Genomic DNA, 20,760 nt, shown 5'->3' with positions numbered 1-20,760 from the left:
CCCATGCAGTTCGGCCGCACCTACGAGGAGTTCGAGGTCGGTGCCGTATACAAGCACTGGCCCGGCAAGACGGTCACCGAGTACGACGACCACCTCTTCTGCCTGCTCACCATGAACCACCACCCCCTCCACATGGACACGAACTATGCGGAGAAGACGACGGACTTCGGCAAGAACGTCGTCGTGGGCAACTACATCTACTCGCTGCTGCTCGGCATGTCCGTGCCGGACGTCTCCGGCAAGGCGATCGCCAACCTGGAGGTCGAGTCGCTCAAGCACGTGGCGCCGACCTTCCACGGCGACACCGTCTACGGCGAGACCACCGTCCTGGACAAGACGCCGTCCCGGTCCAAGAGCGACCGCGGCATCGTGTACGTGGAGACCAGGGGCTACAAGCAGGACGGCACCGTCGTCTGCGTCTTCCGCCGCAAGGTGATGGTTCCCACCGAGACGTACATCAAGGAGCGCGGCGGGGAGCAGCCCGGCCGCCCGGAGCCGAAGAGCCAGGAGAAGAAGCAGCCATGAGCCGACTCGCGCAGACCGCCGGTCTCACCGACATCCAGCAGGAGATCCTGGCGACGGTCCGGGACTTCGTCGACAAGGAGATCATCCCGGTCGCGACGGAACTCGAACACCGTGACGAGTACCCGCAGGCCATCGTCGACGGCCTCAAGGAGTTGGGCCTGTTCGGTCTGATGATCCCGGAGGAGTACGGCGGCCTGGGCGAGTCGCTGCTCACGTACGCCCTGTGCGTCGAGGAGATCGCGCGGGGCTGGATGTCGGTCTCCGGCATCATCAACACCCACTTCATCGTCGCCTACATGCTCAAGCAGCACGGCACGCAGGAGCAGAAGGAGACCTTCCTGCCGCGCATGGCGGCCGGCGAGGTGCGCGGCGCGTTCTCCATGTCGGAGCCGGCGCTCGGCTCGGACGTGTCGGCGATCACGTCCAAGGGCGTCCGGGACGGTGACCACTATGTCCTCAACGGCCAGAAGATGTGGTTGACGAATGGCGGAACGTCCACCCTGGTGGCCGTTCTGTGCCGAAGTGACGAAGGACACCCCGAGGGCACCGCCCCTCACAAGTCGATGACCACTTTCCTGGTCGAGAAGGAACCAGGCTTCGGAGAGGTCCGCCCCGGACTCACCATTCCGGGCAAGATCGACAAAATGGGCTACAAGGGTGTCGACACGACCGAACTCATCATGGACGGACTGCGAATTCCGGCCAATCGCGTGCTCGGCGGGACCACCGGCCGCGGGTTTTACCAAATGATGGACGGCGTGGAAGTCGGGCGTGTCAATGTCGCGGCGCGTGGCTGCGGCGTCGCACAGCGTGCTTTTGAACTGGGTGTCTCATATGCCCAGCAACGCCACACTTTCGGTAAAGCCATCGCCCAGCACCAGGCGATCCAGTTCAAACTGGCCGAGATGGCTACCAAGGTCGAGGCCGCCCATGCGATGATGGTCAACGCAGCACGCAAAAAGGACTCCGGGGAGCGAAACGACCTCGAAGCAGGGATGGCGAAGTACCTCGCCTCCGAGTACTGCAAGGAAGTCGTCGAGGACGCGTTCAGGATTCACGGCGGTTACGGCTTCTCGAAGGAGTACGAGATCGAGCGCCTCTACAGGGAGGCGCCGATGCTGTTGATCGGTGAAGGTACCGCCGAGATCCAGAAAATGATCATTGGTCGTCGACTGCTCGAAGAGTATCGATTCCAGGGCTGAATGTCCGCTTCAAGGGGTTATCTCCGCGAAGAACATCACACCCTGTCAACACTCTTCGGCCGCCGACTCGGCTTCCTGGCTTGCCCAGTTGTGGCCCGCAACCGATACCATCCGGAGAAAGCCGCCGTCCCCCAGTCACTGCGCGGCATCATCCGCTACGAAGGTCATCCATGCCCCACAGCCAAACCTCTGCACCACGCGACGGCATTCTCCAGGGACGCCTTGCCCGCGGAGCATCGCCGTGGCTCCTGCCGACCGTCGCCACCGCGGCAATCAGCCTCGCCCGCGCGCGCCGCTCCAAGAGCGCCGCGGCCGTCGCCGTGCCCGCCACCGCGCTCGCGGCGGGCATGCTGTGGTTCTTCCGCGACCCCGAGCGAGAGATCGCTCAGGGCCGGGTCATCTCCCCCGCCGACGGCGTGGTGCAGAGCATCATGCCGTGGAAGGACGGGCGTACCCGCGTCGCCATCTTCATGAGCCCGCTGAACGTCCACGTCAACCGCGCCCCCCTCGCGGGCACCGTGACGTCCGTGGAGCACATCCCCGGCGGGTTCGTCCCGGCGTTCAACAAGGAGAGCGAGAACAACGAGCGCGTTGTCTGGCACTTCGACACCGAGCTCGGCGACATCGAGATGATCCAGATCGCGGGCGCTGTCGCGCGGCGCATCGTCCCCTACATCCCGCAGGGCACGAAGGTGGAGCAGGGCGAGCGGATCGGCCTGATCCGCTTCGGCTCACGCGTGGACATCTACCTCCCCGAGGGTGTCGAGGTGGACGTCGAGGTCGGTCAGAAGACCGTGGCTGGGGTGACTCGCATTGACCGTGGTTGATCCTGAGACACAAGCCGGCGGCTGGGTGCCCGAGGCCGTGGAGGACGAGGCCGACGAGGAGATGCCCCTCTCGCTGCGCCTGTCGATAGCGGACACGCTCACGCTCGGCAACGCCACGTGCGGCTTCATGGCGGTGTACTTCACCACCACGGGCATCCTCATCCCGTACGTGCAGGGCAGCACCGAGAGCGGCATGGCGCGGCACTCCGCCGCGACCGCCGTGATCCTGATGCTCTGCGCGGCCGTCTTCGACCTCTTCGACGGGCTCGTGGCCCGCAAGCTGCGGTCCTCGCCGATGGGCGCGGAGCTGGACAACCTGTCGGACCTGATCAGCTTCGGTCTGGCACCGGCGTACTTCGTCCTCGTCTACGGCATGGTCGCCGACGACGCCCACCAGCGGGTGGCTGCGGTCGGTGCGATCGTCGTGCTGTTGGCGGTGGTGCTGCGGCTTGCGCGGTTCTCGTGCGTGACCGTGAAGGACGGCACCTTCCAGGGCATGCCGTCGCCCTTCGGGGCGCTCACGGTCGTCTCGATCGTCCTCCTGGAGCTGCCCTTCGTGGCGACGCTCCTGGCGATCATCGGCACGGCGTGGCTCATGGTCAGCCGTGTGGAGTACCCGAAGCCGCGTGGCCCGCTCGCGATGGCCATGCTCTCGTGGATCGTCGCGGCCATGGGGCTGCTCGCGGCCTGGGCCTTCGAGGCCCCGGGCGGCCAGCTCCTGCTCCAGACCGGCTGTGCGCTCCAGCTCGTCCTCGGGGCGGTGATCCCGCTCTTCGCCACGGCTCGGCGGGTGAACAACTTCCGGGGGAACCGGCGAGAGGCGCGGGCCGCGCAGCTCCCGTAGGCAGGGCTTATAGGCAGGGTTCATAGGCAGTGCTTAAGGGGCCCGGATCTGATGATCCGGGCCCCTTTCGCGTGCCGGGCCGGGTATCACACGCCGGGGGTGTACCCCTCGGCCTCCTTCGCCGCCTGCGGTTCCCGTACGACCTTCATGCCGCCCGTGGCCTTCTCCGAGGGCTGGAGGATGACGCTCTGCTCGGACGACGGAGCCTTCGGGTCCGTGAAGTTCTGGGGGACGCCGAAGCCCGAGTCGAAGGCGTCGATGGTCAGCAGGGCCTTGTCCACGCCGGCCCGTGTGAGGTCCTTGCTCTCGCAGGCCTTCTTCAGGGCCTCGCCGAAGACGGCGGCCGCCGTCCAGCCCGCCACGACGCCGTTGTCCAGGGCGTCCTTGGGGTGGGCCTTCCTGTAGTCGGCGACGAGCTTCTTCGCCGCCGCGGTGTCCGCGCCGATGGGCAGCGTGGGCGAGGCGACGTAGTAGTTCTTCTGGAGGGCGGGGCCCGACTGCGTGGCGAGGAGCTGCGGGGCGTAGGCCGAGTTGTTGCCGATGACCGGGACGTCGAAGCGGCCCGCCGCCGCGACACCCACCAGGGACGCGGCCTGGCGCGGCCCCGCGCTGATCACCACGCCCTTGACCCCGGCCTTCTTCAGGGCGGAGACCTGGGCGGTCATGTCGTTGTCCGTCGGCTTGATCTTCTGCTCGACGACCGTGAGGCCCGCCTCCTTCGCCATGTACGTGGAGCCCTTCAGGGCGCTCTCCCCGTAGTCGCCCTCGAAGTAGACGTGGCCGAGCTTGTCGCCCTTCTTCAGCCCCTTCTCCTTCATCAGGAAGTCGATCGCGTTGATCGTCTCCAGGTCGTACGTGGAGCCGATCACCCGGATGTACGGGTTGCCCAGGAGGTTCGACGACCAGGCCTGCGGCAGGACGAGGCCCTTGTTGCCCTCGATCCGCTGCTCGACGGCGGCGACGAACGGCGAGCCGATGAACTGGGCGAAGCCGAGGACCTTCGGTTCCAGCTCGGTGTAGGCGGCGACGGCCTTCTGCGGGTCGTAGCCGTGGTCGCGGACGGTCAGCTTCAGCTTGTGGCCGCAGATGCCGCCGTCCGCGTTGGCCTGGTCGACGTAGAGCTGCTGGGCCTGGGTGACGCTCTTGCCGAGGGTGGCGTAGACCCCGGTCATGTCGGTGAGCACCCCCAGGTTGATCGTCTTGCCCGAGACGCCCTCGCCGGTCTTCACGCCTCCCGCGCTCCTGGAGTCGTCGTCACCGTCCTTCGCCTTTGAGCTGCACGCGGTGAGCGCGAGGAGCGCCGCGAGCGCGGTGGCGGCCGCCGTGGCCCTGGTCAGTGCATTCATGCTGTCTCCCCTGGAGTGCCTGGAGTGGGTTTGCTGCGCCGGGCGGCGAGCCTGACCAGGCCGCCGGGCAGGAAGAGCACGACCGCCACGACGGCGGCGCCGTACAGGTACCGGGACGCCTCGCCCGGTGAGACGCCGCCGCTGCCGGGGGCCGAGACGAGGGGCAGCGCGTCGCTGTACCGCGTCAGGAGCTGCGGGAGCAGGGAGACCAGCGCCGCGCCCGCGACCGCCCCGGAGACCGAGCCGAGGCCGCCGATGACGATCATGGCGAGGTACTCCAGCGACAGGGTCATGCCGAAGTAGTCCGGCACGGTCCGCTGGAAGACGAGGGCGAGCAGCACCCCGGCGAGGCCCGCGTACATCGACGACAGGACGAAGACCCCGGCGCGGTAGCGGGCCACCGGCACGCCGATGACGCCCGCGGCGACCCGGTGGTCGCGGATGGCGTTCATGGCCCGGCCCGGGCGCCCGCGCAGCACGCCCCTGGCGAAGAGGCCGCAGGCCAGGAGCGCCACGAGGCCCGCGTACCAGAGCTTCTCCGCGGACCCGAACGGGACGGCGGCCACGACGGCCTCGCTGTCGTCGAAGGTGAGGCCGAAGAGGTTCATGGGCGGGACTTCGCGCCCGTTGGAGCCGCCCGTCAGATCGTGGGCGTTGAACAGCACGTGCTGCCCGATGAAGATCAGCGCGAGTGTCGCGATGCCCAGGTACGCGCCTCTCAGCCGCCCCGCGATGGGGCTGAAGATCCCGCCGGCGACCCCGGCGAGCGCCACCGCGAGCACGGCCGCGAGCCAGGTCGGCAGGGAGAGCCCGGTCAGGCCGTCGCCGCCGTCCCCCGCGAGGACGCAGTACCCGTACGCCCCGATGGCGAGGAAGAAGGCGTGCCCCATGGAGAGCTGCCCTGTCGCGCCGGTGAGGAGGTTGATGCCGATGGCACCGATCGCCGCGGCCATCGCGAACAGACCGGCCTGGAGCCAGAAGCGGTCGAGGTAGAACGGCATGGCGAGCAGGACGGCCGTGGCGGCGGCCCATACGTAGGTGCGGCGGCGCTTGAGCAGCGTCAGGACCGCGGAACGGGCGGAGCGTGCGATGACGTCAGACACGGGCCAGCTCCTTCGTGCCGAAGAGCCCGGCGGGCCTGATCAGCAGGATCACGGTCATCACGAGGTAGGGCGCGAGGTCCCCGAGGCCGCGCCCGAGGAAGCTGAGCTCGCTCTGGTAGCCGGTGGCGAGGGACTCCGTCACGCCCACCACGAGGCCGCCGACGAGGGCGCCCGTCGTGGAGTCGAGGCCGCCGAGGATGGCGGCGGGGAACGCCTTCAGGGCGGCGAGGGACGTGGCGCGCTCCAGGCCCGGCGTCGGGAAGACGGTGAGGAACAGCGCGGCCACGGCCGCGAGCGCCCCCGCGACCGCCCATGCGCCGAGGGACACCCTTCCCAGCCGTACGCCCATCAGCGCGGCGGTCTCCGGGCTCTCGGCGGCGGCGCGCATGGCCACGCCCCAGGAGGTGTAGCGGAAGGCGAGCAGGAAGACGGTGATGAGCAGGGCCGCGGCGACGAAGGCGGCGATGCGGGTGTGGGCGATGGAGATCGGCCCGACGGTCAGCACGTCGTCGCCCCAGGGGTCGCCGAGCGGCAGGACGTCGGTGCCGAGGCGCCGGGCCAGCTCGGTGGTGAGCAGGATGTCGACGCCGATGGTGACGATGGCGAGCACGCTGTGGTCGCTGCCCCGGTAGCGGCGCATGACGAGGAACTCGACGGCCGCGCCCACCACGGCGGCGCCCGCGATGCCCACGAGCAGCGCCGGCCAGAAGCCGAGGTCGTCGTGGAGGGAGGCGGTGATGTAGCCGCCCGCGAGGAGCAGGGAGGCGTGGGCGAAGTTCACGACCTCGGTGGCGCGGAAGATGACGACGAAGCCGAGCGCGATGAGGGCGTAGACGGAGCCCATCGACAGGCCGTTGAGGAGGAGCTCGAAGAACGTGCTCATGGGCGGGGCTCCTCTTCGTCCGTACGGTCGTGCGCGATCCCGTCCGCGGTGTCGCCCTCGCCGAGGTAGGCGCGTACGACCGCCGGGTCGTTCTGTACGTCGGCGGGGGCGCCGTCGGCGATCCGGCGGCCGAAGTCCAGTACGGTCACCGCGTCCGCGAGCCGCATCACCACCCCCATGTCGTGTTCCACCAGGACGATCGAGATGCCGAGGCTGTCGCGGACGCCCGCGATGACGGCGGCGGTGCGGCGCCGCTCGTCGGCGGTCATGCCCGCCACGGGCTCGTCGAGGAGCAGCAGCCGCGGCTCCATGCACAGGGCGCGCGCCAGTTCGGCGAGTTTCTGCTGGCCGTAGGGCAGGGCGCCCGCGGGCAGGTCGAGCTGGCGTTCCAGGCCGACGAAGGCCGCGATCTCGCGGACGCGTTCGCGGTGCCTGCGCTCCTCCCTGGCCGCCGCGGGGAGCCGCAGGCCCGCGGCGACGAAGCCGGTGCGGGTCAGCCGGTGGCGGCCGAGCAGCAGGCTGTCGGCGACCGTGGCACGGGGCGGCAGGGCGAGGTTCTGGAAGATGCGGGCCACGCCGAGTCCCGCGATGCGGTGCGGGCGCATGCCGGTGAGCTCGTGTTCCCCGAAGCGGACGCTGCCGCTGGTGGCGCGGTAGACGCCGGACAGGACGTTGAAGCAGGTGGATTTGCCCGCGCCGTTGGGGCCGATCACGGCGTGCACGGTGCCGGGGCGGACCGTGAGGCTGACGGCGTCGAGGGCGGTGAGCCCGGCGAAGCGGACGGTCAGGTCGCGGACTTCCAGGGGAGGCGTCTGCGAGGTCATCGGCCGGCCTCCCAACGCGGCAGGGCCGGCAGCGCGCCCAGACCGCGGGAGGCGTCGGCCGCGGCGTCCTCGTCGACCACGCCGAGGTAGCGGCGCCGCACCTCGTCGGAGGCGGCGAGTTCGTCCGCCGGTCCCGACAGGGCGACCTCGCCGACGTCGAGCACGTACGCGTGGGAGGCGAGCCGCAGCGCGAGGGCGGCGTTCTGTTCGACGAGGAGCACCGAGGTGCCCTGCGCGTTGATCTCCCGGACGGTGTCGGCGATGCGGGCGGCCATCAGCGGCGCGAGCCCCAGGGACGGCTCGTCGAGGAGCAGCAGCCGCGGCGAGGCCATCAGCGCCCTGGCCACGGCGAGCATCTGCTGTTCGCCGCCGGAGAGCAGCCCCGCGCGCTGCCCGCCGCGGTCGGCGAGTACGGGGAACAGCTCGTGGACGCGCCGCAGGGCGTCCGCCTTGGCGCCGCGCGAGCCGGTGGAGCCGAGGGCGCCGGCGCGCAGGTTGTCGGTGACGGTCATCCGGGCGAACACCTGTCTGCCCTCGGGGACCTGCGAGATCCCGGCGGCGACGACGCGTTCCGGCGCGAGGCCGTCGGTCCGCCTGCCCTGGAAGCGGATGTCTCCCGAGGTGAGCGTCCCGCCCTGGAAGGAGAGGGTGCGGGAGACGGCGCGCAGCAGCGTCGACTTGCCCGCGCCGTTGGAGCCGAGCACCGCGACGACGGCGCCGTCCGGCACCTCGAGCGAGACCCGGCGCAGCGCGCGCACGGGGCCGTAACCGACCGACACCTCCCGTACGACGAGACCTCCGCCCGGCACGGCGCCGCCCCCTGGGCCGGGGTCGCGCGCGCCCATGCCGAAGCCCTTCACATTCCTGCCGACCACGTACCGACCCCCAAGTCCCCGCACGGCCCGTCCGCCGTCGCGTGGCGCTCACCCCAGCACCGCGGGACCCGCCCGTCCACGGCCCGGCGGGGAAACGCTGCGGGGGCCCAGCGGTGGCGCCCCGCCGTTGTGCAGCCGCACAACACCGCGTGTCAGGGGCCTGACCGAGGGGGGCGTCGCATGGCATCCTCCGCAGCAACGACGTCCCGACGACGTCCGGGAGCACGGCGATGGGGGGATCCATGACCGGGCCCACGAACGGGCGCAGGCCACGGACCGGACACGACTGGAGACTGCTCAAGGAGGCGTGCACGGCTCTGCTGCCGCGCGTGCCCGAACTGGTCGACGAGCATCTGCGGCAGCTCTCCGACCACTCACCGGTGTTCGGGCGTGTGCTGCCGCACGACGTGCACTGGCGGGAGGCCGAGGAGGCCATGCGGATCGGCATCGAGGCGATCTCGGCGCCGCGGGCCTCGCCGCGCCGCGACCTGGAGTACGCGGAGGAGTCCGGGCGGCGCAGGGCCCAGCAGGGGCTGCCGCTCGACCTGCTGATCCACTCGTACCGGAACGCGGGCTACCTGGTGTGGGACTCGCTCCTGGAAGGCGTCGTGGGCCGCGACCCCGAGAAGCTTGCGGTCCTGATGCGCTCGGCGACGATGGTGTGGTCGGCGGTGGACGCCCAGGCGGCGGCCGCCTCCGACGCCTACCGCGCGACCGAGCTGGAGCTGCGGCGACGCACCGACGAACAGTTGCAGGCGCTGCTCGACGCGCTTCTGGAGGGCCAGTCGGCGCCGGGTCTCGCGGCGCGCGCGGCGGCCGGGCTCGACCTGCCCGAGCACGGCCCCTACGCGGTGGTGGTGCTGCGGGTGGAGCGGCGTGACGGGCGCGAGGCGTTCCACCGGCAGATCCAGCGGACGGGGTTCCGTTTCATCTGGCGGATGCGGACGGACTGCGAGGTCGGCGTGGTCGCGCTGCACGCGGAGGAGGGCCTCGACGGTCTCGCCCGCCTCCTGGAGGGGCGGTGTCCCGGCCCCGGCGGGATCAGCCCCGTGGTCGGCGGCCTGGCGGACCTCGGCCACGCGCGCCGCCTCGCGGAACTGGCCCTGCGCACCTGTCCCCCGGACGCGACCGGCATCGTACGGCTCGACCAGCGGATGCCGGCCGCCCTGGTGGTGAGCCAGCCGGAGCTGGCGGGGCGCCTGGTGGCCGACGTCCTCGGCGAGGTCCTCACCGTGGAGCCCTCGGACCGCGCGGTGCTCCTGGAGACCCTTGACACCTGGCTGGACTGCGAGGGCTCGGCGGGCCGAGCGGCAGCCCGCCTCTACTGCCACCGCAACACGGTGTTCAACCGCCTGCGCCGCCTGGAACAACTGACCTCCCGATCCCTGACGAGACCCAGGGACCTGGTGGAGGTCTCCTTGGCCCTGGAGGCCCACCGCCTGACCTCCGGCGCACGGGACTAGCCAACCTGCTCCCCGAGGAATTCCGCGACGAGTTCGCGGACGTATGCCTCGTCCGTACCGGGAATCGAGAAGACCACCCGGAAGTAGAGCGGCGCGATGATCCGGTCGAGGACCTGTTCCAAGGACGGGGGCGGGGGCGCGTCGCCGCGTTCCCGTGCGGTGTCGAGGACCGGGCGGAAGCGCTCGCTGACCCTGCGCAGGCACTCGCGCAGCCCGTCGTGCCGCTCGTCGACGTCGGACGCGACCTCGGCGCGGAAGAACGCGATGCCGCCGGGCCGGGAGAGCTCCGTCAGCGTCCAGAGCGCCTGGTTCTCCAGGTCGGTGCGCAGATTGCCGACGAGCGGGGGCGCGCCCGCCTCGCCGCGGTGCTTGGCGACGTCGGCCAGAAGCGCGGCGAGCGTGCCCCAACGCCGGTAGAGAGTGCTGGAGTTGACCCCCGCCCGCTGCGCCACGGCCGGGAGGGTCACCTGGTCGGCGCCGCGCTCGCCCACCAGCGCGACCGCGGCGCTGTGTACGGCGTCACGGACACGGGTGCTGCGGCCGCCCGGCCGCTTCGTCGATGCGTCAGCGTTCACCCCTCCACTCTAAAGCAAAGAGTTGCGCCTTAGCGGACGGTACGCCTACAGTCGCACTAAAGCGGAGATCGCCGCTTTAGTGCTGTGAAGGGAATGCCATGTCCACCAACGAAGCCGCTGCCGCCCTCGGGCGCAGCTTCCACCAGGCCCTTGTCTCGCGCGACTGGGACGGCATCCGGGCCCTGCTGCATGACGACGCCACCTGGACCCTGCCCGGCGACAACACCATCTCCGGCACGGCCGACGGCGCCGACGCCGTGGTGGAGCGCGCTCAGCGGATCGCGTCGTACGGCCTCGACTTCAAGCTGCTGCATCTCCTGGTCAGCAAGGAGAACATGGCGCTCTCCCTGCACAACACCGCGCGCAGGGAGGACGCCGTGCTGGACGAGCACCTGGCCACGGTCTGCCGGCTCCGCGACGGAAGGATCGCGAGCATCGAGACCTATCTCTCCGACGTGCCCGGGATGAACGCCTTCTTCGTCTGACGGCGCTCGGGGCGCCCCGTAAGGGGCGCGGGGAACCGCGCGAGCAACCCAAGCCGACCCGCACCCGCGCAGGGCCCAAGCCAGGCGGACGCAGCCCTGGCCTGAGGCCTCAGGCCAGGCACACGTACCCCCAGGCCGGAGGCCTCAGGCCAGGTAGTCCCGGCCCAGAGCCTCCGCGAGTTCCTCCAGGATCGGGCCCGCCTCGGCGATGCACCGGTCGACATCCGGCTCCACGTCGGTGAGGGCGTACGCCCGCCGGATACCGGCGCGGCCGAGGGCCTCCGCCGGAAGGGCAAGACGCCCGCAGACGGCGACGACCTCGACCCCGGCGGCCCGAGCCGCGGCGGCCACCCCGGCGGGCGCCTTCCCGTGCAGGGTCTGCTCGTCGAGCGACCCCTCACCGGTGATCACAAGCGTGGCCCGTTCGAGCGCGGGCGCGAAGCCGAGGACGTCGAGCATGACGTCGATGCCCGCCCGGAAGCTCGCCCCGAGCCCGACGAGCGCCCCGTACCCGATGCCGCCCGCGGCTCCCGCGCCGGGCGACAGCGCGTACTCCGCGGCCCGGGGCCCGACGGCCTTCTCCAGGACCGTCGCGAAGTGCGAGAGCGCCGCGTCGAGCGCGGCGACGTCCTGCGGGGTGGCCCCCTTCTGCGGTCCATACACCGCGGGCGCGCCCTTCGGCCCGGTCAGCGGGTTGTCGACATCGCTGGCCAAGACGGTCTCGACGTCCTTCAGCCGCGGGTCGAGGCCCGAGAGGTCTGCGGTGGCCAGCGACTTGAGGGGTCCGCCGCCCGGCCCGACGGGCGCACCGTCCGCGTCCAGGAAGCGCGCGCCGAGCGCGGCCAGCATGCCCGCGCCGCCATCGGTCGTGGCGCTGCCGCCGACGCCGAAGACGATGGTGCGGGCGCCCGCGTCCAGCGCGGCCCTGATCAGCTCGCCGGAGCCGTACGTCGTGGCCGTGAGCGGCGCGAAGACACCCTCGGGGAGCAACTGGAGCCCCGAGGCCTCGGCCATCTCCACCACAGCGGTGCCGTCCTTGAGCGCGTACGCCGCCGTCACCCGCTCGCCGAGCGGCCCCGTGACGCCGACCTCGCGGCGCTCGAAACCGCCCGCGACGGCCGCGGCGACCGTGCCGTCACCGCCGTCGGCGACGGGCAGGGCCTCGACCTCCACGCCGGGGTCGACGCGGTGGAGCCCGGCCGTCACCCGCTCCGCGACCTGCACGGCCGTGAGTGAGCCCTTGAACTTGTCCGCGGCGATGAGCACATGCGGCGCCCGCTCGCGCCGCGCCTGCTGCTCGCGTCCCGCCGTCCCTGCAGCGTCCGCCACCTTGCATTCCCCTTGCTTCTTGGCCTTGCTCGCGTCAAGGCAGTCGCGCCGCTGCGACCATAACCGCAGGAGGGCTCCCCTGCCCATGGCCGCCCACGCGGCGAGACGGCTCAGGGGGCGGGCTCGTCATGTTTTGGCACTACATTTCGGGTGCCTCTGAGGGAGATCGGGTGACTCTGAGGGAGAAATGATCGATCAGCTCCTGGGTACGCTTCCCCGATGACCATCCAGGACTACGCCACGTACATCGCGGGCCTGCCGCGCGTCATCGTCGGGGCCGCCGCGCTCTTCAGGGACGCGGAGGGCCGGCTGCTGCTCGTCGAGCCCAACTACCGCGAGGGGTGGGCGCTGCCCGGCGGCACCGTGGAGTCGGACGACGGGGAGACGCCGCGCCAGGGCGCCCGCAGGGAGACCGCCGAGGAGATCGGCCTCGACGTCGAGCTGGGGCGGCTGCTCGCGGTGGACTGGGTGCCCTCGGGGGCGGAACGCGTACGGCCGCCGCTGGTCGCCTACCTCTACGACGGCGGCGTGCTCACCCCCGAGCAGCTCAAGTCGGTCCGGCTCCAGGAGGATGAGCTGCTCTCCTGGCGCCTGGTGGACCCCGAGGACATCACCGAACTGCTGCCCGAACCCCTGGGCCGCCGCGTCACGGCCGCGCTCGGCGTGCTGGCGCGCGACGGCCACACCGCGGAACTGGAGAACGGGCACCGGGTCGGCTGAACCCGGCGCCCGCCGGTCACAGCGACCCGGCGGCCACAACGACCGCGGCGCCCGCTCTCAGAACAGGGCGTCCACGGCCGCCGCGGTCCCGCCCTCGAAGGCCAGGAGCCGCTGCTTGCGGTCGAGCCCGCCGCCGTACCCCGTCAGGCTGCCGTTGGCGCCGACGACGCGGTGGCAGGGCACGATGACGCTGATCGGGTTCTTGCCGTTGGCGAGACCGACGGCCCGGGACGCGCCCGGCCTGCCGAGGATCTCCGCGAGTTCGCCGTACGTACGGGTCTCCCCATAGGGAATGCGTACGAGCTCGTCCCAGACCGTGCGCTGGAACGGTGTCCCGTCGAGCCGGAGCTCCAGGTCGAACTCCGTCAGCTCCTCCGCGAAATAGGCCTCCAGCTGGCTGATCGCCTCCTTGAAAGGGCCCTCGTCACGGTCGCCGAAGGTCTCCTGCGCCGGGCGGTGGCGCTGATCGGTCATGTACAGGCCGCTGAGGACGCCGTCGGTGGCGACGAGCGTCAGCGTCCCGTACGGGCTGTCCATCAGGGTGTGCACGCGTTCCATGGTCACGTCCTCATTCACGCATCCCGCGCCGGGATGACGTTGATCGGGTGGTCGTCGATGGCCCAGAGGTACTGCACCGCGTAGGCCCGCCAGGGCCGCCAGGCGGCGGCGCGGGCGGTGAGCGCGGCGGGCGTGTGCGGCAGGCCCAGTTCGCGGGCGCTGCGCCGGATGCCCAGGTCGGAGGGGAGGAAGGCGTCGGGATCGCCGAGCGCGCGCATCGCGATCACCTCGACCGTCCAGGGCCCGAAGCCGGGCAGCTCGGCGAGCCGGGCGCGTGCCTCCTCCCAGCCGCTCCCCGAGCCGAGGCCGATGCCGCCCTCGGCGAGATGGCGTACGAGGGTCGTCAGCGTGGTGCGGCGGCTGCGGGGCAGCGCCAGCGACTCGGGGTCGAGCGAGGCGAGCCGCAGCGGGCCGGGGAACAGGTGGGTGAGGCCGCCCTCCGGGTCCTCGACGGGCTCGCCGTGGGCGGTCACCAGACGTGCCGCGTGCGTGCGGGCGGCGGCGGTGGAGACCTGCTGGCCGAGAACGGCACGCACCGCGAACTCGGCCTCGTCGACCGTACGGGGCACCCGTCGTCCCGGAGCCTTGTCGACGAGGGGCGCGAGCAGCGGGTCGTCGCGCAGCAGGCCGTCGATGGCCGCCGGATCGGCGTCCAGGTCGAGCAGGCGGCGGCAGCGGCTGATCGCGATGGTCAGATCGCGCAGGTCGGTCAGGCTGAGTCGGCAGCCGATGTGGTCGGGGTGCGGGGTGAGAGCGACGATCCCGTGCCCGTAGGGGAGGCTCAGGGTCCGCCGGTACGCGCCGCCGCGCCACTCCTCCACCCCCGGCACGCCGGTCGCGATGAGGTGCCCGAAGAGGTTGTCGGGGTTGAGCGGCGCACGGAACGGCAGCCGCAGGCTGATCACGCCGGACGTACCGGAGGCCGCGGCCCCGGCGGCGGCCCGCTTCGGCGCGCGGGCCCGCAACTCCCCCGGGGCGAGCGCGAAGACCTCGCGGACGGTGTCGTTGAACGTACGGATCGACGAGAACCCGGCGGCGAAGGCGATGTCCGCCATGGGCAGCGCGGTCGTCTCGATGAGCAGCCGCGCGGTCTGCGCGCGCTGGGCCCGGGCGAGCGCGAGGGGGCCCGCGCCCAGTTCGGCCAGGAGCTGGCGCTCCACCTGCCGGGCGCTGTAGCCGAGCCGGGTCGCGAGGCCCGGGACGCCTTCGCGGTCGACGACGCCGTCGGCGATGAGGCGCATGGCGCGGGCCACGAGGTCGGCCCGGTGGTTCCACTCGGGCGAGCCGGGGCTGCTGTCGGGGCGGCAGCGCTTGCAGGCCCGGAATCCGGCCTGCTGGCAGGCTGCCGCGCTCGGGTAGAAGGTCATGTTCTCGGCCTTCGGCGGCACGACCGGGCAGCTCGGCCGGCAGTAGATGCGGGTGGTGAGGACGGCGGTGAAGAACCAGCCGTCGAAGCGGGCGTCCTTCGACCGCACGGCACGTACGCAGCGCTCGGTGTCGGTGTGCATGCGCTCCAGCATTCCGGATGCCCCCACTCGTGACTGGCGAGAATCCGACATCAACCTCACGCTGCCAGGACCGGCGCGTTACGCGTCTTCCTGGGCGGCCAGCTCCGCCGCGAACGCGTCATGGGCCGCCCGGCCGAAGAGCACGAAGCGCACCTCGTCGAGGAGCGCGGGGTCGGCGGCCTCTCTGACCGTGCGGATGGCGATACGCGCCGCGTCGTCGACCGGCCAGCGATAGACCCCGGTGGAGATCGCGGGGAACGCGACCGTGCGCGCCCCGAGCTCGGCGGCGACGCGCAGGGATTCGCGGTGGCAGGAGGCGAGCAGCTCGGAGCGGTCCTCCGTGGCGGACCAGACGGGCCCCACCGTGTGGATGACGTGCCGCGCGTCGAGGCGTCCCGCGACGGTGGCGACGGCGCGGCCGGTGGGCAGCCCCTTGCCGTACCGCGCCGCGCGCAGCCGCCGGCAGTCGGCGAGGATCTCGGGGCCCCCGGCCCGGTGGATGGCGCCGTCGACGCCACCGCCGCCGTAGAGCGAGGAGTTGGCGGCGTTGACGACGGCGTCGACGCGCTGGCGGGTGATGTCGCCTTGGACGAGCACGATGGGCACGGTCACGCTTGTCTCCCTCATACGGCGCGCAGCCGCTTCCAGACCGCCTTGGCGGCGTTGTGCCCGGACATGCCGTGGACGCCGGGTCCCGGCGGTGTCGCCGACGAACAGAGGAAGACGGCCGGGTGCCGGGTGCCGTACGGGAAGAGGGAGAGCTTGGGCCGAAGCAGCAGTTGCAGCCCGCTCGCGGCACCGCAGGCGATGTCGCCGCCCACGTAGTTGGCGTTGCGCGCCGCGAGTTCCGGCGGTCCCGCGGTGGCGCGGGCGAGGACCCGGTCACGGAAGCCCGGCGCGAAGCGCTCCAGCTGCCGCTCGATCGCATCGGTCAGGTCGCCCTGCCAGCCGTTCGGCACATGGCCGTACGCCCAGAACACGTGCTTGCCCGCCGGGGCGCGGGAGGGGTCGACGAGGCTGGGCTGCACGGTGATCAGGAACGGGGCGTCCGGCGCTCGCCCCGCGCGTGAGACGGCCCGCAGCGCGGCGCCGATCTCCCGGCTGCTCGCGCCGACCTGCACGGTCCCGGCGGACCGCGCCTCTTGCGCCGTCCAGGGCACGGGCCCGTCCAGGGCGTAGTCGACCTTGAAGACACCGGCTCCGTAGCGATAGTTCTCATACACGCTCCCCAGGCCGGCGATCCGGGCGAGCGCGGTCGGCGAGGTGTCGAAGACGTAGGCACGCGCGGGGGGCAGGTCGTCGAGCCGCTTGACCTCGTAGTCCGTGTGGACGGAGCCGCCGAGGTCCTTCAGATACGCGGTGAGGGCGTCGGCGATCGACTGCGATCCGCCGCGTGCGACGGGCCAGCCGCGGGCGTGCGCGGCCAGCGCGAAGACCATGCCGACGCCGCCGGTGACGATGCCGTCGAGGGGCGCGATGACGTGCGCGACGAGACCGGCGAAGAGGGCGCGGGCCTTGTCGTCGCGGAAGCGCCGCATCAGCCACGTCGAGGGGGGCAGCCCGGCGAGCCCGAAGCGGGCGAGGGTGACGGGGTCGCGCGGCAGGGAGCTCATGGGCAGCGACATGAAGTCCCGCAGGAGCATGTCCCACTTGGGGAGGAAGGGCTCTACCAGGCGTCTGTAGGCCCCCGCGTCCCGCGGTCCGAAGGAGGCGGCGGTCTCCCCCACGGAACGGGACAGCACGGCGGCGCTGCCGTCCAGGAAGGGGTGCGCCATGGGCAGCGGTGGCTGGAGCCACTCCAGGCCATACCGGTCCAGGGGCATGTCGCGGAAGGCCGGGGAGTTGACGCCCAGCGGGTGGGCCGCGGAGCAGGGGTCGTGCCGGAAGCCGGGCAGGGTCAGCTCCTCGGTGCGCGACCCGCCCCCGACCGTGCTCTTCGCCTCGAACACGGCTACGGAGAAGCCGCGACGGGCGAGCTCGACGGCGGCGGTCAGCCCATTGGGTCCCGCTCCCACGATGACGGCATCAAGCATCGACGGCACCTTCGGACTCCTTCGTCAGCCGGTGGCCACTGCCGCACAGGATAGGCCGGACGTCCCGGCCGGCCGGCTCAGGCCCCCGCGGCGAGAAGATCCACGACCCGGCGGGCCGTGGCGGCGTCGCGCGCCGCGGTGAACGGCAGCGCGTTGCCACCGGCTATGCGGAACTGTTCGCCGGACAGGGTCAGCGAGGCGCCTCCGGCCTCGGCGACGAGCAGCAGCCCGGCGGCGTGGTCCCAGGCCAGCTCCCACGAGAAGGCGACGGCGTCCAGCTCGCCCCTGGCGATGGCGAGATACTCGAGACCGGCCGAGCCGCAGGGCCGGGGGCGCACACCCTCGGTCCGCAGCCCGAGGAGGGCGTGCTTCTGCTCCTCGGTGGTGAAGTCGGGGTGGGAGGTGGCCACTTCGAGCGCCTTGCCCGCCTCGGGCGCACCGGCGGTCAGCCGCTGTCCGTCGAGCCAGGCACCCTTGCCGCGGACCGCCACGGCGAACTCGTCCAGGGCCGGGGCGTACGTCCAGGAGGCCTGGACCTCGCCGCCGACCGCGAGGGCGACGAGCATGCAGAAGCCGGGGTCGCCCCGGACGAACTGCCGGGTCCCGTCGACGGGGTCGACGATCCAGACCGGGGCGTCGCCGCTTATCGCCTCGTAGATCGTCGGGTCGGCGTGGACGGCCTCCTCGCCGACGACGACCGAGCCCGGCAGGAGGGCGGCCAGGTCGGTGGTGAGCTGCTCCTCCGCGCGACGGTCGGCCACCGTCACGACGTCGTGGGGCCCGCTCTTCTCCACGACGTCGCCTTCGGCGAGCTGCCGGAAGCGGGGGATCACCTCGGTCGCGGCGGCCTTCCTGAGGGCCTCCTCGACATCGTGAACGCCTTGCGTCAAGAACTCTTCGATCATGTCTCCATGAGAGCACGCCCCACTGACAACGCGTACGTCCCGGCTGAACGCGGGGTGAATCCCGGGGGAACCCCTGGCTTCGCCCGGCGAGGCCACTGGACCGCGCTCACCGCCGTACTCACCGGCGTACTCACCGGCCGACCGCGTACCCCTGCATCCCCCGCGCGTTCGCCGCCCCCGACAGCACGCCGGTACGCGGATCCCGCGCCACCGCGCACAGCCGGCCCTCCGACCAAGGACCGCCCACCAGGACGTCGTGCCCCCGGCGCCGCAGCTCAGCGACGACCTCCGGAGGCGTCCGGGACTCCACCGTCACGCTGCCCGGACGCATCCCGCGAGGGTGGAAGGAGCCGGGGAAGCTGTCCGTGTGCCAGGCGGGGGCGTCGATCGCGCCCTGGAGGTCCGGGCCGCCCCGCACCGGTTCCCGCAACGCCACGCCGAGGAAGAAGTGCACCTGCCACTGGTCCTGCTGGTCGCCACCGGGCGTACCGAAGGCCATGACGGGCACGCCGTCCTTCAGGGCGAGGGAGGGAGTCAGCGTGGTGCGCGGGCGCCTTCCCGGGGTCAGGGAGTTCGGCAGCCCCTCGTCGAGCCACGCCATCTGCAACCGCGTACCCAGTGGAAACCCCAGCTCGGGCACGACGGGGTTGGACTGGAGCCACCCCCCGCTCGGCGTGGCGGAGACCATGTTCCCCCAGCGGTCGACGATGTCGATGTGACAGGTGTCGCCCCGCGTCCCGCCGTCCCCGGCCACGGTCGGCTCCCCGCCCCCGAAGGCCTCGACGGCCGCGACCGCCCCGTCCCCGGAGGCCACCGCGAGGGCGTGCGCGGACAGCCGTGGGGAACGCCCGCCGGGCGCGCCGGGCCGCAGCTCGTACGAGGCCGTGTCCCCGACCAGCTTCCGCCGGGCGGCGTTGTACTCCTCCGAGAGCAGCTCGCCCACCGGGACGCCGCCGTCGGCCGCCGCGTCCCCGTACCAGGCCTCCCGGTCGGCCATGGCCAGCTTGCACCCCTCCACCAGCAGGTGGACGTACTCGGCGGACCCGTACGCCGGAAGCTCCGCGACGTCCCGGGGCAACAGCGCGAGCTGCTGCAAGAACGCGGGCCCCTGGCTCCAGGGCCCCGCCTTGCACAGCGTCCAGCCGTTCCAGTCGTACGTGACCGGGTCCTCGTACGAGGCCGACCAGCCCCGCAGGTCCCGCGCCGACAGCGTCCCCGTGTGCCGCGCCCCGCTGGTGTCCATGGTCGGCACCCGGGCCTGCCGGACGAGCGCCTCGGCGATGAATCCCCCGCGCCACACCTCCCGCGCGGCCTCGATCACCGCCACGCGCGTGCCCGCGCCGCCCGAGCCACCGGCCCCGGCTTCCGCCTTCGCTGCCGCCTTCGCTTCCGCCTCCGCGAGCAGCCGCCGCCACGTCGCCGCCAGCGCCGGGTTGCGCAGCAGCTCACCGGGGCGCGGCGGCTCACCGCCCGGGAGGTACACCTCGGCCGATGACGGCCACTCGGTCTCGAAGAGTCCCCGCACCGTCTCGACGGTCTCGGTGACCCGCTCCACGGGCGCGTGCCCGTCCTCCGCGTACCCGATGGCGTACGCGAGGACGTCGGCGAGCGGCTTCGTGCCGTGGTCCCGCAGCAGCACCATCCACGCGTCGAACGCCCCGGGCACGGCCGCGGCGAGCGGTCCTGTGCCGGGTATGAGGTCGAGGCCGAGGGAGCGGTAGTGGGCCACGGTCGCGCCCGCGGGCGCGGGGCCCTGCCCGCAGAGCACGCGCACGTCGCCGCCCGCGGGCGCGAGGATGACGGGCACCTCGCCGGCGGGCCCGTTGAGGTGCGGTTCGACCACGTGCAGAACGAACCCGGCGGCGACCGCGGCGTCGAAGGCGTTGCCTCCGTCCTCCAGCACGGCCATCGCGGACTGCGAGGCGAGCCAGTGGGTGGACGACACCATGCCGAAGGTTCCCTGGAGCGTGGGGCGGGTGGTGAACATACGGCTCTCACCTCGATGTTTCCGCGTATCGGCCAAACCGATGGGGGCTCAGGATCGATTCTGGGGAGAATCTGGGGAGTTCGGGCCGGAGCTCTCCTCGGCCCGCTCCGCCAGTAGGCTATCGATCGCCCCGCGCCCCTTCTTCCCCGCCTCCGGCACGACCGACTCTTGCCATTGCCACAGTTTCGCCCCCTTCGACCGCGGGGGGGGATTATGCCCACCTTGGCCAGCGCAGGCGGAACGCGGCATGTCTATCGAGGTCAACCGACACACGGCAACGCGCCCCTGCGCATCGAAGGACGGCGGCGGTTGGTCGAGCGCTGCCAAACCCGGCCCATCGCGCACGTCGCCGCCGCGACGGGAATCTCGCGAGCCTGCGCGAGCAGGTGGGTGATCCGTTGGCGCCGCCACGGCGAACTCGGGCTCCACGATCGGCACTCGGCTCCGCACGCCAGTCCGCGGGCAACTCCGGCATGGGTGGCCGAGCAGATCGAGACCTGGCGGCGAGAGCACAAGTGGTCAGCACAGCGGATCACCCACGAACTGGCTGACCTCGGCTTCGCCAGCAACCGCCGCACCGTCACCAGACACCTGGACCGGCTCGGCCTCGGCCGGCGCCGGTTCCTCGATCCCAACGGAGACAACAACCCCGTCCACCGTGTCGTCACCGACAACGGTGCCTGCTGCCGCTCGGGGGACTTCACCCGCATCGTCGGCACTCAGACCGCGCCGCGGGTGGATCACCGCCAGCTTCTCGACTCAAGACAG

At 72.0% G+C, this 20,760-nt stretch carries 20 protein-coding genes and 1 pseudogene; 8 read left to right on the top strand and 13 right to left on the bottom strand.

What is annotated here, in order from left to right; all coding sequences use genetic code 11:
- Positions 1–3 precede the first annotated feature (3 nt).
- The 4 genes from ACZ6JY_RS34190 to pssA all read left to right on the top strand — a co-directional run bounded on the left by ACZ6JY_RS34190 (position 4) and on the right by pssA (position 3,398).
- Complete coding sequence (locus tag ACZ6JY_RS34190; protein ID WP_469202266.1) at positions 4–525, top strand: MaoC family dehydratase; 522 nt, start codon at positions 4–6, stop codon at positions 523–525.
- Entirely contained in the window at positions 522–1,727 is a 1,206-nt protein-coding gene (locus ACZ6JY_RS34185; RefSeq protein ID WP_469202264.1) for an acyl-CoA dehydrogenase family protein, read from the top strand. The genes ACZ6JY_RS34190 and ACZ6JY_RS34185 overlap by 4 nt, the downstream gene beginning before the upstream one ends.
- 170 nt (positions 1,728–1,897) lie before the next feature.
- Positions 1,898–2,554 carry a phosphatidylserine decarboxylase gene (locus tag ACZ6JY_RS34180; protein WP_447041201.1) on the top strand — a complete coding sequence of 219 codons (657 nt, stop codon included), beginning with the start codon at positions 1,898–1,900 and terminating at the stop codon, positions 2,552–2,554.
- Positions 2,541–3,398, top strand: a complete 858-nt coding sequence (gene pssA, locus ACZ6JY_RS34175; RefSeq protein WP_469202261.1) for a CDP-diacylglycerol--serine O-phosphatidyltransferase — start codon at positions 2,541–2,543, stop codon at positions 3,396–3,398. Before ACZ6JY_RS34180 ends, pssA begins: the two co-directional genes overlap by 14 nt.
- Positions 3,399–3,484: 86 nt before the next feature.
- Here pssA and ACZ6JY_RS34170 read toward each other — a convergent pair whose 3' ends face one another.
- From ACZ6JY_RS34170 to ACZ6JY_RS34150, 5 genes are read right to left on the bottom strand one after another with little or no spacing between them, the layout of a single operon-like run.
- Entirely contained in the window at positions 3,485–4,744 is a 1,260-nt protein-coding gene (locus tag ACZ6JY_RS34170; RefSeq protein ID WP_469202259.1) for an ABC transporter substrate-binding protein, read from the bottom strand.
- Positions 4,741–5,847 (bottom strand): branched-chain amino acid ABC transporter permease, encoded by a 1,107-nt coding sequence (locus tag ACZ6JY_RS34165; RefSeq protein WP_469202257.1) that lies wholly within the window; start codon positions 5,845–5,847, stop codon positions 4,741–4,743. The genes ACZ6JY_RS34170 and ACZ6JY_RS34165 overlap by 4 nt, the downstream gene beginning before the upstream one ends.
- Positions 5,840–6,730, bottom strand: coding sequence for a branched-chain amino acid ABC transporter permease (locus ACZ6JY_RS34160; RefSeq protein WP_469202256.1), 891 nt, complete (start codon positions 6,728–6,730; stop codon positions 5,840–5,842). Before ACZ6JY_RS34160 ends, ACZ6JY_RS34165 begins: the two co-directional genes overlap by 8 nt.
- A complete protein-coding gene (locus ACZ6JY_RS34155; protein ID WP_469202254.1) occupies positions 6,727–7,554 on the bottom strand; it encodes an ABC transporter ATP-binding protein in 828 nt (275 codons plus the stop codon). Before ACZ6JY_RS34155 ends, ACZ6JY_RS34160 begins: the two co-directional genes overlap by 4 nt.
- Complete coding sequence (locus tag ACZ6JY_RS34150) at positions 7,551–8,399, bottom strand: ABC transporter ATP-binding protein (protein ID WP_469202342.1); 849 nt, start codon at positions 8,397–8,399, stop codon at positions 7,551–7,553. Before ACZ6JY_RS34150 ends, ACZ6JY_RS34155 begins: the two co-directional genes overlap by 4 nt.
- Before the next feature lie 272 nt (positions 8,400–8,671).
- Here ACZ6JY_RS34150 and ACZ6JY_RS34145 point away from each other — a divergent pair, with 272 nt between their 5' ends.
- Positions 8,672–9,892: a PucR family transcriptional regulator gene (locus ACZ6JY_RS34145; RefSeq protein WP_469202252.1), complete on the top strand. Its 1,221-nt coding sequence runs from the start codon at positions 8,672–8,674 to the stop codon at positions 9,890–9,892.
- Here the strand turns inward: ACZ6JY_RS34145 and ACZ6JY_RS34140 are convergent.
- Positions 9,889–10,467 (bottom strand): TetR/AcrR family transcriptional regulator, encoded by a 579-nt coding sequence (locus ACZ6JY_RS34140; protein WP_469202250.1) that lies wholly within the window; start codon positions 10,465–10,467, stop codon positions 9,889–9,891. The genes ACZ6JY_RS34145 and ACZ6JY_RS34140 overlap by 4 nt on opposite strands.
- A 98-nt stretch (positions 10,468–10,565) precedes the next feature.
- Between ACZ6JY_RS34140 and ACZ6JY_RS34135 the strand changes: the two genes are divergently transcribed.
- The gene (locus tag ACZ6JY_RS34135) at positions 10,566–10,952 is read left to right on the top strand and encodes a nuclear transport factor 2 family protein (RefSeq protein ID WP_469202248.1); all 387 of its coding nucleotides are present in this window, start codon (positions 10,566–10,568) and stop codon (positions 10,950–10,952) included.
- 144 nt (positions 10,953–11,096) lie between these two features.
- Here the strand turns inward: ACZ6JY_RS34135 and ACZ6JY_RS34130 are convergent, their stop codons facing one another.
- Positions 11,097–12,368: a glycerate kinase gene (locus ACZ6JY_RS34130; RefSeq protein ID WP_469202246.1), complete on the bottom strand. Its 1,272-nt coding sequence runs from the start codon at positions 12,366–12,368 to the stop codon at positions 11,097–11,099.
- A 132-nt stretch (positions 12,369–12,500) separates the two neighbouring features.
- Between ACZ6JY_RS34130 and ACZ6JY_RS34125 the strand changes: the two genes are divergently transcribed.
- A complete protein-coding gene (locus ACZ6JY_RS34125; RefSeq protein ID WP_469202244.1) occupies positions 12,501–13,001 on the top strand; it encodes an NUDIX domain-containing protein in 501 nt (166 codons plus the stop codon).
- Between the two features lie 57 nt (positions 13,002–13,058).
- Here the strand turns inward: ACZ6JY_RS34125 and ACZ6JY_RS34120 are convergent, their stop codons facing one another.
- From ACZ6JY_RS34120 to ACZ6JY_RS34095, 6 genes are all read right to left on the bottom strand, one after another.
- Complete coding sequence (locus ACZ6JY_RS34120) at positions 13,059–13,559, bottom strand: methylated-DNA--[protein]-cysteine S-methyltransferase (RefSeq protein ID WP_469202242.1); 501 nt, start codon at positions 13,557–13,559, stop codon at positions 13,059–13,061.
- A 14-nt stretch (positions 13,560–13,573) separates the two neighbouring features.
- Positions 13,574–15,067 carry an AlkA N-terminal domain-containing protein gene (locus tag ACZ6JY_RS34115; RefSeq protein WP_469202240.1) on the bottom strand — a complete coding sequence of 498 codons (1,494 nt, stop codon included), beginning with the start codon at positions 15,065–15,067 and terminating at the stop codon, positions 13,574–13,576.
- A gap of 78 nt (positions 15,068–15,145) precedes the next feature.
- The gene (locus ACZ6JY_RS34110) at positions 15,146–15,694 is read right to left on the bottom strand and encodes an O-acetyl-ADP-ribose deacetylase (RefSeq protein ID WP_469202238.1); all 549 of its coding nucleotides are present in this window, start codon (positions 15,692–15,694) and stop codon (positions 15,146–15,148) included.
- Complete coding sequence (locus tag ACZ6JY_RS34105) at positions 15,691–17,100, bottom strand: phytoene desaturase family protein (RefSeq protein WP_469202236.1); 1,410 nt, start codon at positions 17,098–17,100, stop codon at positions 15,691–15,693. Before ACZ6JY_RS34105 ends, ACZ6JY_RS34110 begins: the two co-directional genes overlap by 4 nt.
- Positions 17,101–17,177: 77 nt before the next feature.
- The gene (locus ACZ6JY_RS34100) at positions 17,178–18,005 is read right to left on the bottom strand and encodes an inositol monophosphatase family protein (RefSeq protein WP_469202234.1); all 828 of its coding nucleotides are present in this window, start codon (positions 18,003–18,005) and stop codon (positions 17,178–17,180) included.
- Between the two features lie 130 nt (positions 18,006–18,135).
- On the bottom strand, positions 18,136–19,992 hold the full coding sequence (locus tag ACZ6JY_RS34095) for a gamma-glutamyltransferase family protein (RefSeq protein ID WP_469202232.1): 1,857 nt from the start codon (positions 19,990–19,992) through the stop codon (positions 18,136–18,138).
- Between the two features lie 213 nt (positions 19,993–20,205).
- Between ACZ6JY_RS34095 and ACZ6JY_RS34090 the strand changes: the two are divergent.
- Positions 20,206–20,640: pseudogene (locus tag ACZ6JY_RS34090) on the top strand (helix-turn-helix domain-containing protein); the annotation flags it as partial.
- Between the last annotated feature and the right edge of the window lie 120 nt (positions 20,641–20,760).

It is taken from the genome of Streptomyces sp. NPDC046335 (assembly GCF_055587985.1).
The sequence above is the reverse complement of the archived record's forward strand: the minus strand, read 5'-3'. Positions and strand labels throughout refer to the sequence as shown.

What these genes read in the sequence shown, in the direction of transcription:
- ACZ6JY_RS34190 (WP_469202266.1), top strand. Translation starts at nt 4, where the DNA reads ATGCAGTTCGGCCGCACCTACGAGGAGTTCGAGGTCGGTGCCGTATAC.
- ACZ6JY_RS34185 (WP_469202264.1), top strand. Translation starts at nt 522, where the DNA reads ATGAGCCGACTCGCGCAGACCGCCGGTCTCACCGACATCCAGCAGGAG.
- ACZ6JY_RS34180 (WP_447041201.1), top strand. Translation starts at nt 1,898, where the DNA reads ATGCCCCACAGCCAAACCTCTGCACCACGCGACGGCATTCTCCAGGGA.
- ACZ6JY_RS34170 (WP_469202259.1), bottom strand. Translation starts at nt 4,744, where the DNA reads ATGAATGCACTGACCAGGGCCACGGCGGCCGCCACCGCGCTCGCGGCG.
- ACZ6JY_RS34160 (WP_469202256.1), bottom strand. Translation starts at nt 6,730, where the DNA reads ATGAGCACGTTCTTCGAGCTCCTCCTCAACGGCCTGTCGATGGGCTCC.
- ACZ6JY_RS34155 (WP_469202254.1), bottom strand. Translation starts at nt 7,554, where the DNA reads ATGACCTCGCAGACGCCTCCCCTGGAAGTCCGCGACCTGACCGTCCGC.
- ACZ6JY_RS34150 (WP_469202342.1), bottom strand. Translation starts at nt 8,399, where the DNA reads ATGGGCGCGCGCGACCCCGGCCCAGGGGGCGGCGCCGTGCCGGGCGGA.
- ACZ6JY_RS34145 (WP_469202252.1), top strand. Translation starts at nt 8,672, where the DNA reads ATGACCGGGCCCACGAACGGGCGCAGGCCACGGACCGGACACGACTGG.
- ACZ6JY_RS34135 (WP_469202248.1), top strand. Translation starts at nt 10,566, where the DNA reads ATGTCCACCAACGAAGCCGCTGCCGCCCTCGGGCGCAGCTTCCACCAG.
- ACZ6JY_RS34130 (WP_469202246.1), bottom strand. Translation starts at nt 12,368, where the DNA reads ATGGGCAGGGGAGCCCTCCTGCGGTTATGGTCGCAGCGGCGCGACTGC.
- ACZ6JY_RS34125 (WP_469202244.1), top strand. Translation starts at nt 12,501, where the DNA reads ATGACCATCCAGGACTACGCCACGTACATCGCGGGCCTGCCGCGCGTC.
- ACZ6JY_RS34120 (WP_469202242.1), bottom strand. Translation starts at nt 13,559, where the DNA reads ATGGAACGCGTGCACACCCTGATGGACAGCCCGTACGGGACGCTGACG.
- ACZ6JY_RS34115 (WP_469202240.1), bottom strand. Translation starts at nt 15,067, where the DNA reads ATGCACACCGACACCGAGCGCTGCGTACGTGCCGTGCGGTCGAAGGAC.
- ACZ6JY_RS34110 (WP_469202238.1), bottom strand. Translation starts at nt 15,694, where the DNA reads ATGAGGGAGACAAGCGTGACCGTGCCCATCGTGCTCGTCCAAGGCGAC.
- ACZ6JY_RS34105 (WP_469202236.1), bottom strand. Translation starts at nt 17,100, where the DNA reads ATGCTTGATGCCGTCATCGTGGGAGCGGGACCCAATGGGCTGACCGCC.
- ACZ6JY_RS34100 (WP_469202234.1), bottom strand. Translation starts at nt 18,005, where the DNA reads ATGATCGAAGAGTTCTTGACGCAAGGCGTTCACGATGTCGAGGAGGCC.
- ACZ6JY_RS34095 (WP_469202232.1), bottom strand. Translation starts at nt 19,992, where the DNA reads ATGTTCACCACCCGCCCCACGCTCCAGGGAACCTTCGGCATGGTGTCG.